This window comes from Lactobacillus sp. ESL0684 (genome assembly GCF_029392675.1).
In the GTDB taxonomy this organism is placed as follows: domain Bacteria; phylum Bacillota; class Bacilli; order Lactobacillales; family Lactobacillaceae; genus Lactobacillus.
The window spans coordinates 1,298,877-1,314,091 of record NZ_CP113941.1 but is presented as its reverse complement, the minus strand read 5'-3'; the positions used below and the strand labels follow the sequence as shown (position 1 = coordinate 1,314,091).

General features: G+C 37.2%; 17 protein-coding genes. 12 read left to right on the top strand and 5 right to left on the bottom strand.

Annotation, left to right across the window (positions count from 1 at the left end; all coding sequences use genetic code 11):
- The first annotated feature begins 57 nt into the window (after positions 1 to 57).
- Positions 58 to 1,200: a UDP-N-acetylglucosamine 2-epimerase (non-hydrolyzing) gene (gene wecB / locus OZX56_RS06365; RefSeq protein ID WP_277139316.1), complete on the top strand. Its 1,143-nt coding sequence runs from the start codon at positions 58 to 60 to the stop codon at positions 1,198 to 1,200.
- A gap of 57 nt (positions 1,201 to 1,257) precedes the next feature.
- Here wecB and OZX56_RS06360 read toward each other — a convergent pair whose 3' ends face one another.
- Complete coding sequence (locus OZX56_RS06360) at positions 1,258 to 1,773, bottom strand: GtrA family protein (protein WP_277126150.1); 516 nt, start codon at positions 1,771 to 1,773, stop codon at positions 1,258 to 1,260.
- On the bottom strand, positions 1,766 to 2,212 hold the full coding sequence (locus OZX56_RS06355) for a flavodoxin domain-containing protein (RefSeq protein WP_277140362.1): 447 nt from the start codon (positions 2,210 to 2,212) through the stop codon (positions 1,766 to 1,768). The genes OZX56_RS06360 and OZX56_RS06355 overlap by 8 nt, the downstream gene beginning before the upstream one ends.
- A 142-nt stretch (positions 2,213 to 2,354) precedes the next feature.
- On the opposite strand from OZX56_RS06355, the gene map reads away from it, so the two are divergent.
- From map to OZX56_RS06315, 8 genes are all read left to right on the top strand, one after another.
- A complete protein-coding gene (gene map, locus OZX56_RS06350; protein WP_277139315.1) occupies positions 2,355 to 3,182 on the top strand; it encodes a type I methionyl aminopeptidase in 828 nt (275 codons plus the stop codon).
- A 6-nt stretch (positions 3,183 to 3,188) separates the two neighbouring features.
- Entirely contained in the window at positions 3,189 to 4,121 is a 933-nt protein-coding gene (locus OZX56_RS06345; RefSeq protein WP_277139314.1) for a YihY/virulence factor BrkB family protein, read from the top strand.
- Positions 4,122 to 4,169: 48 nt separating this feature from the next.
- Positions 4,170 to 5,072, top strand: coding sequence for a UTP--glucose-1-phosphate uridylyltransferase GalU (gene galU / locus OZX56_RS06340; protein WP_277126153.1), 903 nt, complete (start codon positions 4,170 to 4,172; stop codon positions 5,070 to 5,072).
- A gap of 143 nt (positions 5,073 to 5,215) precedes the next feature.
- Entirely contained in the window at positions 5,216 to 5,650 is a 435-nt protein-coding gene (locus OZX56_RS06335; protein WP_277139313.1) for a GNAT family N-acetyltransferase, read from the top strand.
- Positions 5,651 to 5,808: 158 nt separating this feature from the next.
- Positions 5,809 to 6,957, top strand: a complete 1,149-nt coding sequence (locus OZX56_RS06330) for a thiolase family protein (protein WP_277139312.1) — start codon at positions 5,809 to 5,811, stop codon at positions 6,955 to 6,957.
- A complete protein-coding gene (locus OZX56_RS06325) occupies positions 6,958 to 8,169 on the top strand; it encodes a hydroxymethylglutaryl-CoA reductase, degradative (RefSeq protein WP_277139311.1) in 1,212 nt (403 codons plus the stop codon).
- Positions 8,169 to 9,332 (top strand): hydroxymethylglutaryl-CoA synthase, encoded by a 1,164-nt coding sequence (locus tag OZX56_RS06320; protein WP_277139310.1) that lies wholly within the window; start codon positions 8,169 to 8,171, stop codon positions 9,330 to 9,332. Before OZX56_RS06325 ends, OZX56_RS06320 begins: the two co-directional genes overlap by 1 nt.
- A 188-nt stretch (positions 9,333 to 9,520) precedes the next feature.
- Positions 9,521 to 10,102 carry a VanZ family protein gene (locus OZX56_RS06315; RefSeq protein WP_277139309.1) on the top strand — a complete coding sequence of 194 codons (582 nt, stop codon included), beginning with the start codon at positions 9,521 to 9,523 and terminating at the stop codon, positions 10,100 to 10,102.
- A 10-nt stretch (positions 10,103 to 10,112) separates the two neighbouring features.
- On the opposite strand, the gene OZX56_RS06310 is transcribed toward OZX56_RS06315, so the two are convergent.
- Positions 10,113 to 10,397: a hypothetical protein gene (locus tag OZX56_RS06310; RefSeq protein WP_277126158.1), complete on the bottom strand. Its 285-nt coding sequence runs from the start codon at positions 10,395 to 10,397 to the stop codon at positions 10,113 to 10,115.
- A gap of 74 nt (positions 10,398 to 10,471) precedes the next feature.
- Between OZX56_RS06310 and OZX56_RS06305 the strand changes: the two genes are divergently transcribed.
- Complete coding sequence (locus OZX56_RS06305; RefSeq protein WP_277139308.1) at positions 10,472 to 11,428, top strand: alpha/beta hydrolase; 957 nt, start codon at positions 10,472 to 10,474, stop codon at positions 11,426 to 11,428.
- A gap of 431 nt (positions 11,429 to 11,859) precedes the next feature.
- Here the strand turns inward: OZX56_RS06305 and rlmD are convergent, their stop codons facing one another.
- Positions 11,860 to 13,239 (bottom strand): 23S rRNA (uracil(1939)-C(5))-methyltransferase RlmD, encoded by a 1,380-nt coding sequence (rlmD, locus tag OZX56_RS06300; protein ID WP_277139307.1) that lies wholly within the window; start codon positions 13,237 to 13,239, stop codon positions 11,860 to 11,862.
- 123 nt (positions 13,240 to 13,362) lie between these two features.
- Here rlmD and recX point away from each other — a divergent pair, with 123 nt between their 5' ends.
- Both recX and OZX56_RS06290 read left to right on the top strand, forming a co-directional pair.
- Complete coding sequence (recX, locus tag OZX56_RS06295; protein ID WP_277139306.1) at positions 13,363 to 14,178, top strand: recombination regulator RecX; 816 nt, start codon at positions 13,363 to 13,365, stop codon at positions 14,176 to 14,178.
- A gap of 10 nt (positions 14,179 to 14,188) precedes the next feature.
- The gene (locus OZX56_RS06290; protein ID WP_277139305.1) at positions 14,189 to 14,662 is read left to right on the top strand and encodes a hypothetical protein; all 474 of its coding nucleotides are present in this window, start codon (positions 14,189 to 14,191) and stop codon (positions 14,660 to 14,662) included.
- Here OZX56_RS06290 and OZX56_RS06285 read toward each other — a convergent pair whose 3' ends face one another.
- Positions 14,663 to 15,124 (bottom strand): hypothetical protein, encoded by a 462-nt coding sequence (locus tag OZX56_RS06285; RefSeq protein WP_277126163.1) that lies wholly within the window; start codon positions 15,122 to 15,124, stop codon positions 14,663 to 14,665. It abuts the gene before it with no gap.
- Between the last annotated feature and the right edge of the window lie 91 nt (positions 15,125 to 15,215).

Here is a 15,215-nt window from a genome sequence, read left to right as displayed (position 1 = left end):
ATCAGCTTGTTTTTGAGTTAATAAATCGAGTAAAATTAAAGGTACATGGAGGTTTTTATGACTAAAATTAAGGTAATGACGGTTTTTGGGACACGACCTGAAGCGATTAAAATGGCACCATTGGTACTTAAATTAAAAGAAAATCCTAATTTTGATGAAGTAACGATAGTTAGTGCGCAGCATCGCGAAATGCTTGATCAAGTATTGCAAATTTTTAAAATTACTCCTGATTATGATTTTGATATTATGAAGCAAAATCAGACACTCGAAGAAATTACTGCCAAAGTAATGATTGATTTAGCTAAAGTAATTAAGCAGGAAAATCCCGATCTAGTACTAGTACATGGTGATACGACAACCAGTTTTGCGGCTAGTCTGGCTAGTTTTTATGAACAGACAACAATTGGTCATGTTGAGGCAGGCTTGCGGACGTGGCAAAAGTATTCACCATTTCCAGAAGAAATGAATCGGCAAATGACAGATGATTTGGCGGACTTATACTTTGCGCCGACGAAGTTGAGTAAGGCCAATTTACTGCAGGAAAATCATCCAGCCAAAAATATTTTTATTACTGGCAATACTGCAATCGATGCACTTGAACAGACGATTCAACAGGATTATCATCACGAAGTGCTAGATACGGTAAATCCAGATCACAAAATTATTTTAGTGACTATGCACCGTCGTGAAAATCAAGGCGAACCAATGAAACGGGTTTTCAGAGTGATGAAACAGGTAGTTGATAGCCATCCTGATGTCGAAATTATTTATCCCGTTCATTTGTCACCGCGAGTACAAGAAGCGGCTCATGAAATTCTCGATAATGATCCCAGGATACATTTGATTGCGCCATTAGATGTTGTTGATTTTCATAACTTAGCCAAAAGAAGTTATTTTATCATGACGGATTCTGGCGGCGTTCAAGAAGAAGCCCCATCGCTAAATAAACCTGTTCTTGTTTTACGTGATACTACTGAACGACCTGAGGGTGTCAAAGCTGGAACTTTGAAGTTAGTTGGTACCGAGGTTAGCAAGGTGAAGTCTGCAATGCTTGATTTGTTAGAAAATCAGGCGTCTTATGAAGAAATGGCTAATGCACAAAATCCATATGGGGATGGTCATGCTGCAGAACGTATTTTAGCAGACATTCTGTATTACTTTTCAAAGCAAAAAGGTCAACGACCAATAGATTTTGGTTAAATAAATTATTTTGACCAAACTAAAAAAGCTAAGATTCATAATTGAATTTTAGCTTTTTTATTTGAGATGCCGTTTTTTACTGGCTTCAATTCGTCTAATTCGCCGTTTAGTCCGCTCAATCATCGTCATTTCTTGTACCTGAAAGACTGACCGCGTGGTCAAATAATTGAAAATACCAACAAGTACTTGGTCAATTACCTTAATCAATAAGGCGTTAAGGTGTAACCAAGAAATTCCCAGTGACATAATAATTTGGTCAGGAATTAAACTGATAATTCTGTAAGTAAAGAAAATAATCAGTTTATGCCAAGTCGAGTGATCTCGGTCAACGTTATTAATGAATACAGCCTTTTGATTGAAGAAATAAGAAGCCAAATTTGAGATAATAAAAGCAATAATATTAGAATAAAATACTGATCCACGCCACCATTTATGTAACATCATAAAAACACTGGTATTAATTAAAGCAGCTATGAAGCCGAAGACCATGTAAACGAATAAATTTCGATGACGCTTGATTAAGTTAATCACCTGAGATACGATATTCGTTTTATTTGGGGAATTTCTACGCATTTAACTTTTCAGCCATTTCTTTTGCGGCGGCATCAATTGCTGCAATTGATGTTTCATCTGGTTCATTTTCAATAGTTACAGGTTTAGTAACTTCTGTTGCGCCAACCTGCTTAAACATTTTTTCAAAATCAAAAACGTTTTCGCAAAAATGGTCAGCGTATGTTTGGTCGCCGCTGCCCATGACGGCAAAGTGTTTATCGTGTAAATCCAATTCAGCCAATTGCTCATAAAAATCAGCAATATCGTCAGTCATTTTGCCTTCGCCATAAGTGTATGTGACAAAGACGCATAGATCACAAGTCAAATAGTCGCTGGCATCGGTAAATTCTGCCTCACTAGTTTCAACTTCGAAATCATAGTCTAATAAATCTTCTTCTAAAATTTCCGCCATGTCGGCGTCATTGCCGGTCATGCTAGCGTAGACAATTCTAGCTTTCATGCTTGTCATACCTTTCATTTCTTGATTTTATCATTCATTATAGTATTATACCTAATTTAGGGGATTTAATGAATTTCTTTAGTAAACTTTTAAAAAAAGCTATAATGTAACTAAGTAAACTTTTACAAAGGGGAAATTAATTTTGATTACAATAAAAACCGTTCGTGAACTTAAAGGAATGCAGGCATCTGGTCATTTACTGGCATCAATGTTTGAAGGACTGCGTGAAGTGATTAAGCCAGGCATTACTACTTGGGACATTGAAGAATTTTGTCAGAAGTTTGTTAAGAGTCGTGGTGGCCGTCTTTCAGAGCAGGGATTCGAGGGCTATAAATATGGAACCTGCATTTCAGTCAATGATCAAATTGCTCATGCTATACCGCGCAAAGACACTGTGCTGCGTGAGGGTGATTTAGTAAAGGTGGATGTGACTTGTAATTTAAACGGGTTTGAAAGCGACTCTTGTACAACTTATCCTGTTGGTGAAATTTCTAAAGCAGATCGCGATTTAATGGAAACTACGCGTAAAGCCATGTATTTAGGAATTGATCAGGCAGTTCTAGGCAATCGAATTGGTGATATTGGTGCGGCTATTCAGCATTATGTTGAAGATGAGCATCATTATGGTGATGTTAAGGAACTTGTCGGCCATGGGATTCAACCAAGTATTCATGAAGATCCGGAGGTGCCGCATTGGGGTAAAGCTGGACATGGCTTACGTTTGCGCGAAGGGATGACGATTACTTGTGAACCAATGGTAGAAGCTGGTGGTGATTGGCGGATTGAACAAAAGAGCGTCAGTGATCCTAATGATGATTGGGTTTATTATGCCACGCCAGATGGTTCTAAGTCTGCTCAATTTGAACATACTTTTGCTATTACTAAGGATGGTCCTAAGATTTTAACCTTGCAGAAACCGTATGATGGTTATGAAAAGTATCTGCCGCACTTCGATGAACTGGATGAGTAAATTCGTATGTCTAGTAAAAGCCAGACTGCTGGCCAACAATTTGTTCAATTTTATAAAAATTTGTCACTCAGATTTTCACGTGGAGAAGTACTAACTAGCGCAATTGTAATTGCTTACTATATTTTATTTTCAATCTTTCCAGCTATTATCATTATTGGAAATGTTTTGCCATTGTTTAATATCGATACGGCACCTATTGCAGGCTATTTGAAGTTGATTTTTCCTAGTCAGATTACCGAATATATTATGCCAATTGTTAATTCCTTACTCAAGAGCAATTCAACTGGTTACATCTCATTTGGTATTTTGGTGGCAATTTGGTCGGTTTCGTCATTAGTTAATGCGATTAGAATTGGCATGAACCGGATTTACGGAGTTCGTTCTACTGAACTTAAACAAAGTTGGCGAATAACAGTTTTTACTAGAACATTCACAATTCTTTTGACTAATATCATGATTATTATTGTAACTTTACTCAGTTTAATGTTGATCTTTGGTCAAGAAGTGCTGGAATTTTTACAACCGTTTCTTGCTTTTCCGATAGAAACAATCGAAAAGATTTTTAATTATCGCTATCCCGTCTTAGTGATTATTTTACTTAGTATTTTGTATTATTTGAATTATGTTTTGCCTAATATTAAGCTCAAAAAACGCGTTATTTGGCCTGGTGTTTTTACTACTCTGATTAGCTGGTGGCTTTTGTCATCTTTATTTGGTTTTTATTTGCATCATTTCCATATAAGTTGGGAAAATTACGGTATAGTCGGTACTTTTATTATTTTTATGTTGTGGCTCAATTTAGCGTCAATCTTTCTATTACTCGGAACCTGCGTTAATGCAGCCTTGGTGGCCAAGAATACTGCCAATGTTCAATACTCTGCTGGAAGATTAGCGGAGTACTTGCAAAGAAAGCGCAATTATAAACGCTCGCATAATTAGATAAAATTTGTTATATTATTTAGAAACACTAAAAGAAAAGAGCACACTATGAAAGTAAGAAAAGCTATTATTCCAGCTGCTGGGTTAGGGACAAGGTTTATGCCTGTCACTAAAGCAATGCCTAAGGAAATGTTACCGATAGTTGATAAGCCAACAATTCAGTTTATCGTAGAAGAAGCTAAAAATTCAGGTATCGAAGATATTTTAATTGTCACGGGTAAAAATAAACGTCCGATTGAAGATCATTTTGATTCTAATCCAGAATTGGAGCAGAATTTACAAGAAAATGGCAAGACCGGTTTACTAAAGATGTCGCAAGAAATTACTCAGCTAGGGATTAATATTTATTACACCAGACAACCCTATCCAGCTGGATTAGGCGACGCCATTGCTCGCGGCCGCAGTTTTGTTGGGGATGAGCCATTTGTCGTTATGCTAGGTGACGATTTAATGATGGATAAAACGCCGCTTACTAAGCAGTTGCTTGACCGTTATGCTAAGACACATGCCTCAACAATTGCTGTTATGCCAGTTCCACATGAAGAAGTTTCTAAGTATGGAGTGATTGAACCTGAAAATGAAATTATGCCTGGTTTGATTAACGTTAAATCCTTTGTCGAAAAACCTGATATTGATAAAGCTCCAAGTGATTATGCGATTATTGGGCGTTATCTGTTGACACCGGAGATTTTTGATGTTTTAGCTAATCAAAAACCTGGTCGTGGTGGTGAGATTCAATTAACGGATGCAATTGATACCATGAATAAGACGCAACGTGTCTTTGCTCATGTTTTCAAGGGTGAACGTCATGACGTTGGTAATAAAGAAAGTTATCTGGAAACTTCAATTGAATATGGGCTTAATCATCCCGAAACTAAGGATGCATTGCGCCAATATGTTATTGATTTAGGTAAGAAATTGCAGAGTCAAGATTCAAAACATAAAGCATAATGATTTAAGACTGCTTCAAAAATGAATGCAGTCTTTTTGCTTGTCAAAATCTTGCGATTAGCTTAAAAATCTTATTATGTGACGAATTGATTAGCTGTAAATGGCACCGAAAAGGCTAAATAAGTAGTAAAGGATTTAAATAAATGATTCGTAATGTAGTTGCTGGAGATGGTCCAGCTATTCAAGAATTAAATAAAAGTCAGTTGGGTTATGATTATCCGGTTGATAAAACCATTAATAATTTAAAACGGCTAATTAGTGATGAGCGGCACCATTTGCTGTTAGTTTTTGAGGATGAAAACGAAACCGTTCTAGGTTATGTGCATGCCGAAATTTTTAGTGAAAGTTATTTTGATCCAATGCTTAATGTCTTAGCATTGGCAGTATCTGGTTCTGCCCAAGGCCAAGGAATTGGTCACGCGTTAATGTTAGAACTTGAAACTAGAGCCAAGCAACTTGGATTAACTGAAATTAGATTAAATTCAGGTGAAGAGCGAACAGCAGCTCATCAGTTTTATGAGAAGTTAGGTTATCGTTGCTTGAAATTGCAAAAAAGGTTTGTAAAAAAAGTAATTTAAGAACATTTTTAAAAGTAAGGCTAATTAAGTTGATTGTGATATAAACATAATCAGCTTTTTTGTGTAAAATTTTCTTAATCTCTGTCGAATCACTAGGTTTTGTAGCAAAAATTGGGTAAGATTTTGCATGAAATATTTTTGCTAGGAGACATAATTTGATGAAAGAAATTTTTGTAGTTGCTGCTAAACGGACTCCTTTTGGTCGTTATCAGGGCTGGTTGAGTGATTATGATGCAGTTGATTTAGGAGAGATTGCTTTAAAGGGCAGCCTGAAGAGCATTGGATTAGCTGCTGAGCAATTAGATGCGCTATTTATGGGCAACGTGTTAGCTGCTGGCTTGGGACAAAATATGGCGCGGCAGATCGCTTTGAATTCTGGTATGACAACTAGCAGTAGTAGTGTGACAATTAACGAAGTTTGCGGGTCAAGCTTAAAGGCCTTGCGATTAGCTCAGGGACAAATGGAATTGGGTGACTTTGGGTTAGTAGCAGTTGGTGGTAGTGAAAGTATGACTAATGCCGCTATGTTTGCTGCTGATAAGACTGCACCAGTGCAAAGTACGATGCTAAACGACGGGTTAACGGATGCTTTTTCTGGAGAACATATGGGGCTGACTGCAGAAAATGTGGCTGAAAAATATCAAGTTTCTCGCGATAAATTGGATGCATATAGTTTAGAATCTCATCAAAAGGCAGCACACGCCCAAGCAGCTGGATATTTTAAAGACGAAATTATTGAGATGATGGTAAATGGTAAAACGATTCTGCAAGATGAGAACATTCGTCCAGATACCAGCTTAGCGGCATTAGGCGAGTTAAAACCAGTTTTTAAGGCTAATGGTCAAGTAACAGCTGGTAATTCTTCACCCCTAAGTGATGGAGCCAGTATGGTTATTTTGGCGACTGCTGACAAGGTTAAAGAGCTGGGATTGCAGCCCTTGGCTCGTTTAGGTGCATTTGCGGAATCTGGAACTGATCCAGCTTATATGGGCTTTGCACCTTATTATGCAATTAAGCAACTACTAAAAACTACTCACTACCAGTTAAATGAATATGACGTTATTGAAATTAATGAGGCTTTTGCCGCTCCTAGCGTTGCCTTATTGGAAGCCTTAGCCATTGCACCTGAAAAGTTAAATATTGCTGGTGGGGCGATTGCCATCGGTCATCCGTTAGCGGCGACTGGAACGCGCTTAATTACTACTGCAATTAATGCCTTGAAGTACAGAAATGGTCAGCGTGCGTTGATTAGCCTGTGTATCGGCGGCGGTCAGGCAATTGCTTGTGAATTACAAAGAGTTGACTAAATGAAGTTTTATGAATTACCTCCCGAAAAAAGACGTGCATTGCTGGCTAGTCAAGGGTTGGAATTAGCCGATCTTGATTCTGCAACTTTAGCTAAAATGGATCAATTGAGTGAAAACGTGGTTGGTAGATTAAGCCTGCCAGTTGGTCTAGTTACGAATTTAGTAGTTAACGGCCAATCTTATTTAGTGCCGATGGCCACAGAGGAACCTTCAGTAGTGGCTGCTGCTAATCATGGCGCTAGCATTTTCACTCAAAATGGTGGCACCAAGGTAACTAGTGAACGTCAAGGGATTTATGGACAAATTGTTTTACAAGCTGCGGATGATTTTGAGTTAGCTGACTTCGAACAAAGTTTTCCTAAGCTAATTGAAATTACTAACCGTGAATTTTCCAGTTTAGTACATCACGGTGGTGGCGTCAGACAAATTACTGTCCGTTGTGAACATGAATTAGTTTATTTGCAAGTCTTAGTAGATCCAGCCCAAGCCATGGGGGCTAATAAGGTAAATTCTATTTTAGAATTTATGGCTGAAAAATTAGCGATATTTCCTGAAATAAAGACTAAATTATTCGCAATTTTGTCTAATTATCCTAGCCAAATAAGTCGGGTAAAGGTGCAGTTATCGGTTCAAAGTGTTGGTGGAAAAACAGTTGCTCAACAGATCGCCTTGCTTAGCCAAATTGGAGAAACCGATCCAATGCGTGGCGTTACAAATAATAAAGGTATCATGAATGGCGTCGATGCTGTATTACAAGCAACTGGTAACGATACACGTAGTGTCGAAGCTGCGTGTGGCCTTTGGGCTAGTCGGCATGGTCAATATTGCAGTTTAAGCAGTTGGCGGCTTGAAGATGATATGCTTCACGGTGAGCTTAGTCTACCGTTAGCGCTGGGAACAGTTGGCGGTTCAATTAACGCTCGTTCTGATGTCCAGGAAAATTATCAGATATTAGGTTCAAGTATAACTAGCCAGCAGTTAGCAGAAGTGGTTGTCAGTATCGGCTTGGCTAATAATTTAGCCGCTTTACTGGCAATTGCAACCACTGGCATTCAAGCAGGTCATATGAAATTGCAAGCCCGCAACATAGTGGCTACTTTGTCAGCGAATGACACAGAGAAACAGCAAGTTTTGTCATTGATGAAGCAAGATCAGAATTACACACAAGCTGCGGCTCAAAAGTACTTAATTGAAATACGAAAGGCAAAATAATGCAAGTTGGAATAGATGAGATTGGTTTTTATACTCCGAATAAGTATGTCGATATGGTCGATTTAGCTAATGCCCGCAATGAAGATCCCAACAAGTATCTTGAAGGAATTGGTCAGAGCCAAATGAGTGTAGCAGACCAAACGCAGGATGCAGTTTCCATGGGAATTAATGCTACTTTAGGTTATTTAGACCATGTTGATTTAAATCAAGTAGGGCTGTTAATTTTGGGAACTGAAAGTGGAGTTGATCAGTCTAAATCTGGTTCGTTGTTTATTAAAAGCGCACTAAAATTATCAGCAGCAGTACGAACTTTTGAAATTAAAGAGGCTTGTTTTGGGATGACCGCTGGTCTAATGTTAGCTCGCGACTATGTTCGTTTGCATCCACATCATAGTGCGATTGTAATTGGCAGTGATATTGCCCGCTATGGTCTAAATAGTGGTGGTGAGGTAACTCAAGGAGCAGGGAGTATCAGTTTATTGATTAAGGCCGAACCACGGATTTTAGCAATTAATGACGGTCACAGCGCATATAGTGCTGATATCAATGATTTTTGGCGACCGAATAACTCGGCAACCGCATTAGTTGATGGGAAATATTCTAAAGCTGTTTATCTGGACTTTTTTGAGCGAACTTTTGCTGACTATCAAAGAATCAAGAAATGGTCGCCAGCTCAGTTTGAGGCAATTGTTTATCATTTGCCGTTCACTAAAATGGGCTTTAAGGCCAATAATCTGGCAATGGCTGGTCAACCAGCAGTAGTTGAGCAACGCTTGGCTAATAATTTTACAGCGAGTGCGTGGTTTAATCGGCAGGTGGGTAATATTTACACGGCCTCACTTTATCTTAGCTTATTAAGTTTACTCGAAAAAGCCGATTTAGCTCCTGGTGCGACAATTGGACTGTTCTCTTATGGTTCAGGTGCAATGGGTGAATTTTATTCAGGACAACTAGTTTCTGGCTATCAGCAGAAGCTGCGTTCGATAGCCGATGAGCAAATGCTGTTGCGTCGGCAAAAGCTTAGCATTTCGCAATATGAAACGATCTTTAACGAAGCATTAAAGCAGCCAATTGATAACGTTGAGTTAGCAAGTGATGAAGCTGCTGGCTACTGGTATTTTGCTGGTACTAAAAATGAAGTGCGACAATATCACCAAAAATAATTATTTAAAAACTGTCCTCATCTAAAATGGTGAGGGCAGCTTTTTTCGTTTGCAGTAAGAAGTACACAATCAGGAATATTTTAATAAATTTATTATATAAATTTTTAAAAACTATTGATATTTTGTTAAATAGAATATATAATTGCTTGTATAAAATATAAATATACAATAATAGTAAGGATGATGCAATGGTAGTTATTTCTGGAAAGTGGTATGTAGCACCTGTTGAACTCAATGGTACAATTCTAATACCTATATTCTTATTTATCTTGTTTATAAGTATTGCTAAACAATTAAAAAATAAGAATTTTAGTTGGAAAAGAAGTTTTTTAATAATTATATTTTTAATTTATTTCTGGGTATTATTGGATGTTACGCTATTTCCTATTCCGTTATTTTCTCAAAGTTCTGTACCATATAAATTAGGATTTGGCAAGCAAGTTTTTATCAATTTAAAGTTGAGCGTTTTGCAGACATATATGCTATTACAATTAATAGGTAATCTTATCTTGTTAGTACCATTATCATTTTTTGTTGCTATCTTTAAAGAAAAATATGAAAGAATTTTACCTAATATTGGCTTGATGTTTTTGAGCTCTTTGTCAATTGAAAGCTTGCAATTATTGCTTAGTTATTTTTATCTTGGAAATAGGACTTTTGATGTTAATGACTTATTGTTAAACACGTTAGGCTCTATCTTAGGTTTTGTTGCATTTAAATTGTTGAATTTAATGTTTAAACCTGAAATCGAAGATGTTCGTATTAACTAGAGCTGTTTTACTATGTCAATCTAACTGAATTTTGACCATCAATAATTTGGATACCATAAACTGGAACTTTTTCCGTTTTATTTTGAATCCACAAAGGGATGTTGCGACCATGAAGATGCTTGACTAGGCTGGTAATTTTGGCTTTTGTCAGCGGCTTTTTTCCTGGGTAAAGTAGGCAAGCTTGATTAGTGATTTTTAATTTTGCTAAGGGAACAGGTTGTTTATCAAGAGTTAGAAAAAAGGCGGTTTGTTGATTCAAATCATTCGTTAATTGTAATAAATCGGTTAATCTCATAAATAATATCCTATACAAATTTAAAATGCTATACTAATAATTGTTAGATTTGGCAAGAAAGAGGGATTTCTAATTTGAAACAATTAAAGCACAAAAAGCTGTGGCTTTCACTAGTCATTATCGTTTTATTGGTTGGGACCATATTTACTGCTGCTGGTTTTTATTTTTTTAAGGTAGCTTGCGTTCCGGGAGAAAAAAGTTTTCTAAGTTCTGATAGCAAGGTCATTAAAAAGACTGACTCATTGTATCGAGAAAAGACTTGGTATCAAAAGGTTGCTAAAAAAAGATGGACTATTAAATCGGCAGATCAGCAATATCAGCTTGTAGCTAATTATATTCCTAAAGCTAACGCGAATAAAACCGCCATTATTTTGCCAGGATATATGGATACTAAGGATGATATGGGCGAATATGATGCTTTATTTCATCAATTAGGCTATAACACGCTGACTCCGGATCCGCGCGCTCAAGGAGATAGTCAAGGTAAGTATATTGGTTATGGCTGGGTTGAAAAACAGGATATTAAAAAGTGGTTGCAGCTATTATTAGCAAAAAATGGGTCTAAGCAGCAAATTGTGATTTTTGGTGTCAGCATGGGAGCCGCAACCACTATGATGGTTAGTGGTGAAAAGTTGCCATGCCAAGTTAAGGCTTTAGTTGAAGATTGTGGCTACAGTAATGTGAAGTCAGAAATCGAACATGAGGCAAAAGCACTCTATGGTATGCCAGCTTTTCCACGTTTTCCGCTAGTGGAAATTTTAAGTGGGATTAATAAAGCTAAGGTCGGCTATTTTTTGGCAGATGGTTCAAGCACTAAGCAATTACAAAAGAATCACCGCCCGATGCTTTTTATTCATGGTGGCAAAGACACTTTTGTGCCAACTAATATGGTCTATGATAATTATCGTGCGACTAAGGGTCCTAAAAAGTTGTGGATTGCACCTAAGGCTAAACATGCTGATTCCTATCAGGATTATCCGCAAACTTATAAGAAGCAAGTTAGCCATTTTTTGGCTAAGTATGTCGATTAAGTAGATAAAAGTTTTGACTAAACGTCCTATATTAGTTTGAAAAGTTGGGTAGCTATTATTGTTGTATGACCGGATTAGAGGCATGTGTCGGCAGTCTAAGTTGCTAAGCTATGGACTTGCTTAGTGGCAAGACAAAACAAAAATATTGCAAGCGTTTACAGATTATGATATTATAAAAGTGTGGTAAGAGGTGAACTTATAACTAAGGTTTTATCTCCATAATTTGTATATTATCAAAATTATCTTTAATTTAATATAGTGATATGATGTAGTCTTTCTTAATAACTGGTAATCGATTTCTTTTTCTTTAGAAGACTAATATCGACCCTTTCAGGCCTTTATTAGATTTAAAATTAGTATTGTTAAAATTAGTAAAGTATAAATAGCCTCACCCACAATAAAAATAGTTGTCGCAAAAACGGCAACTATTTTTATTTACGTAAAGTTAATTTAGTGATGCATTCACAACGAGGTGTTTGTGGCAGCATGTCAATGTTTTCAATTAGCCGAACATCGTATGCTTCAGTTAGTAGAACCAAATCTTGAGCTAAAGTTGATGGATTACAAGAAATATAAACGAAAGTTTGTGGTTTAGCCTTAAGTAGTGTCTTGATTAAGCTTTTAGCTAGGCCTGTTCTTGGCGGATCAACAATTAGGCTGTCGATTGGCACACCATCTTTTTGCAGAGAAGGCAAAACTTTTTCGACACTTCCTTGCAAGTATTCAGCGTTTTTAATATGGTTGAGTTCAACGTTGTGCTGGGCATCGGAAACAGCTTCTGGAATGGTTTCAATTCCAATTACTTGACTGACTTGGTCAGCAGCTAAAATTCCGAGTGTACCGACACCACTGTACGCATCGATTAGGGTTTGGTCTGGCTTTAAATCTAAGAATTTTAAAGCTTCAGAATAAAGATTAGTAGTTTGGACTGAATTTAATTGAAAAAAGGCACGAGGAGATAACGCAAACTTTTTACCTAAGATTTCCTCGGTAATTTGTTTTTTGCCAGCTAATTTTTCGGTTTTGTTCCCCCAAACTTGTGGGTTACGCCAATCAGTCTCGTTTTGATAGACGCTGACGACATTAGACAAATTCATGATTTCTTGACTTAACTTCAAGAGATTTTTGAGTTCATGACCAACGGTAATCAGTGTAACTTGGATTTCTTGGGTTGCTTGAGCTTGGCGAACTACAATTGTTTTTAGACCTGCTGAATTGCGGTATGGATTTGCAATTGGGACGTGTAATTGATTAACTAACTTTTTAATTGCACGTTCAGTTCTTTGTGTGGCTTTATTTTGAGTCGGCATTTCAGGTAAGTCATATAATTGATGTGAGTTAGGAGCAAAAAGTCCTAAGCTCGTTTCATGATGATCTTGCTCGATTTGGTATTGGGCTTTGTTGCGATAGTGCCATTGATCAGGAGCAGGCAATGTATTCTTGACTTTATATTTACTATAGCCACGTGGATGATATTTTTTAAGGGCTTCAAGCACATTGTCACGCTTAAATTCCAGTTGTTTAGGATAAGCTAAATGGGCTAATTCAAGGCCACCAACTTCTGGGCTAACACCTTTAGGAAAGTCAACCCGATCTGGGCTTTTTTCCTTAATCCGAATAAGCTCGGCCTGTAAATAGTGAGGAAATTCCTGAGTAATTTTAGCAACTACTACTTCGCCAGGCAAGGCACCAGGAATAAAAATAATTTTTTTACGGTAATAGCCGATACCTTCACCGTTAATTCCTAGTCGTTTAATAGTAATAATAACGTCTTTTTCTTTTGGCTCTTTGCGCCGAAAATCTTTATGCATAATTTTTCTTTCTACAATAATCTATTAAGTTTTAATCTTTATTGTAGCGATGAAAAAAGTTTTTAGCAAGATTGTGCATTATTTGCTAGCATGGAGTAAAGAAGTTTAGAAAGGTGGATCAATATGCCAATTATTACTAAAGTTAGTAGCCAAAAACGTCCTGGGCGGTATAATATTTTTGTGGATAATCAATATGCCTTTTCGGCTAGCGAGCAGACCATAGCTGAATTTATGCTACTTAAGGGGCAGGAATTGACAGACGAAAAAATAACTGAGATTAAGCAATTTGATGCTAATGCCAAAGCTACCAATTTAGCTTCAGCATATTTAAGTTATGAACCAAGAACTGTTTTTGAAATTTTACAATACCTAAAAAAGCATGATATAGCTGATAAAGCCGCGCAAATGGCAGTTACACAACTAACAGAAATGGGTTTTTTAGATGATCAAAAATATATTGAAATTGTTTTACGCCAAGATTTACGGATTGGCACGGATGGCCCATTATCTTTAACGCAAAAGCTAGTGCAAAAAGGTGTCGATCCTGAACTAGTGCAAAATAAATTGGCAGAAGTTGCCGATGATAACTGGCTTGATGCAGGTCAGCGAGTGATTAAGTCGATGAAAAATAAGATTGGTAAAGTTTCTCAGCGTGAGCTAGAACGCAAAATGCGAACGAAATTGATGAGTCATGGTTTTAGCAGTAGTCTATGCGGTCTAATAATTGAGCAAACAGGCTTAGAGACAGACGCGGATGAGCAAACGGAAGCCCTAAAAAAACAGGGTGTGAAAGCCTACAAGCGCTTTCGCCGGTTAAATGAAAGCCAGCGCAATAGCAAAATGCGTAATTATCTTTATAGTCATGGCTTTTCAAGTAGTGAAATCGAATCATTTTTAGCAGGCGAGATTATTCCATTAGACGAGTTAGCAGAATATTAGGGGAATTATCATGAAAAAATTACAAACAGAATTAACTTTTATTGGACGGCCATTTGCTGATCACTTGATGAATGAGCAAAAATCTTTTACGGAATGTAATCAAGAATTAGAAAATGACGCTGGATTTCAGCAGTTTTTGACAGCTAATCATTTAGAAAAACAGCGCGGCAGCTTAGTAGTTTTTGGTCCAGAAAATTTCATGTATTGGTATGGTGTAATTGCACCTAGTGTTGTTGAGACTCCAGCAGGATTAATGAAATTTGTCTTACCTGAAGGCCAAGTTGCTCAAGAAGAACTAGCTAATCAAAGTTTAGCTTTTTTTGCTCAACCTTTGAACGTTGTTATTCCAGAATTTTTGCAAAAAATCAGCGCTGCCGGGATTACGACTTACGAAAACTTAGGTGACAGTATGACACCATATGTTTTGCAGACTTTAGATACGACAACGCAGACTTTAACGCAAAGGTTATATTTAGAAGGATAATTAGGATTGGTCGGGGTCAATTGATAAATTATCGTATTCAACGTAGGCTCCCAGACAAGTTGACAATAGCATGACTAACAGGACAATACCGGCTGATTTGCCGACTATTTGGTCTAAGGTCAAAAACTCCCTGACAATAAAGGTAGCTGCAAAACAAAGGACAAAATCAAGGACAATATTGGCAATTAATAGAAAGTAACGGCGTCTAATACTAAAAAAGCGCAATAATTGCTTGAGCAAGCCGTCATCAACTTCCATTGCTAATAAATCTACGGGGCGCTGAATAGTTGCTTTAATAGCGAACATGATCAAGGCTCCAACAAGTGCACCAATAGATGTCCGTACCAAGTCTGCAGAGTGCAAAACTAGGGCATCATAGCCAATCCCAATAATTAGTAAGCTGCATAGATAGGGGATAAACAGTAAAAATGTAAACACTAGTAGAACATGACTTTTTTTCATGATTGAGACCTCTTTCTTACGAGCTATTTTACCACATCGCTTTAGTACATGATATAATAGTAATATTTAATTTGGGTTTTGAGAAAGAGAG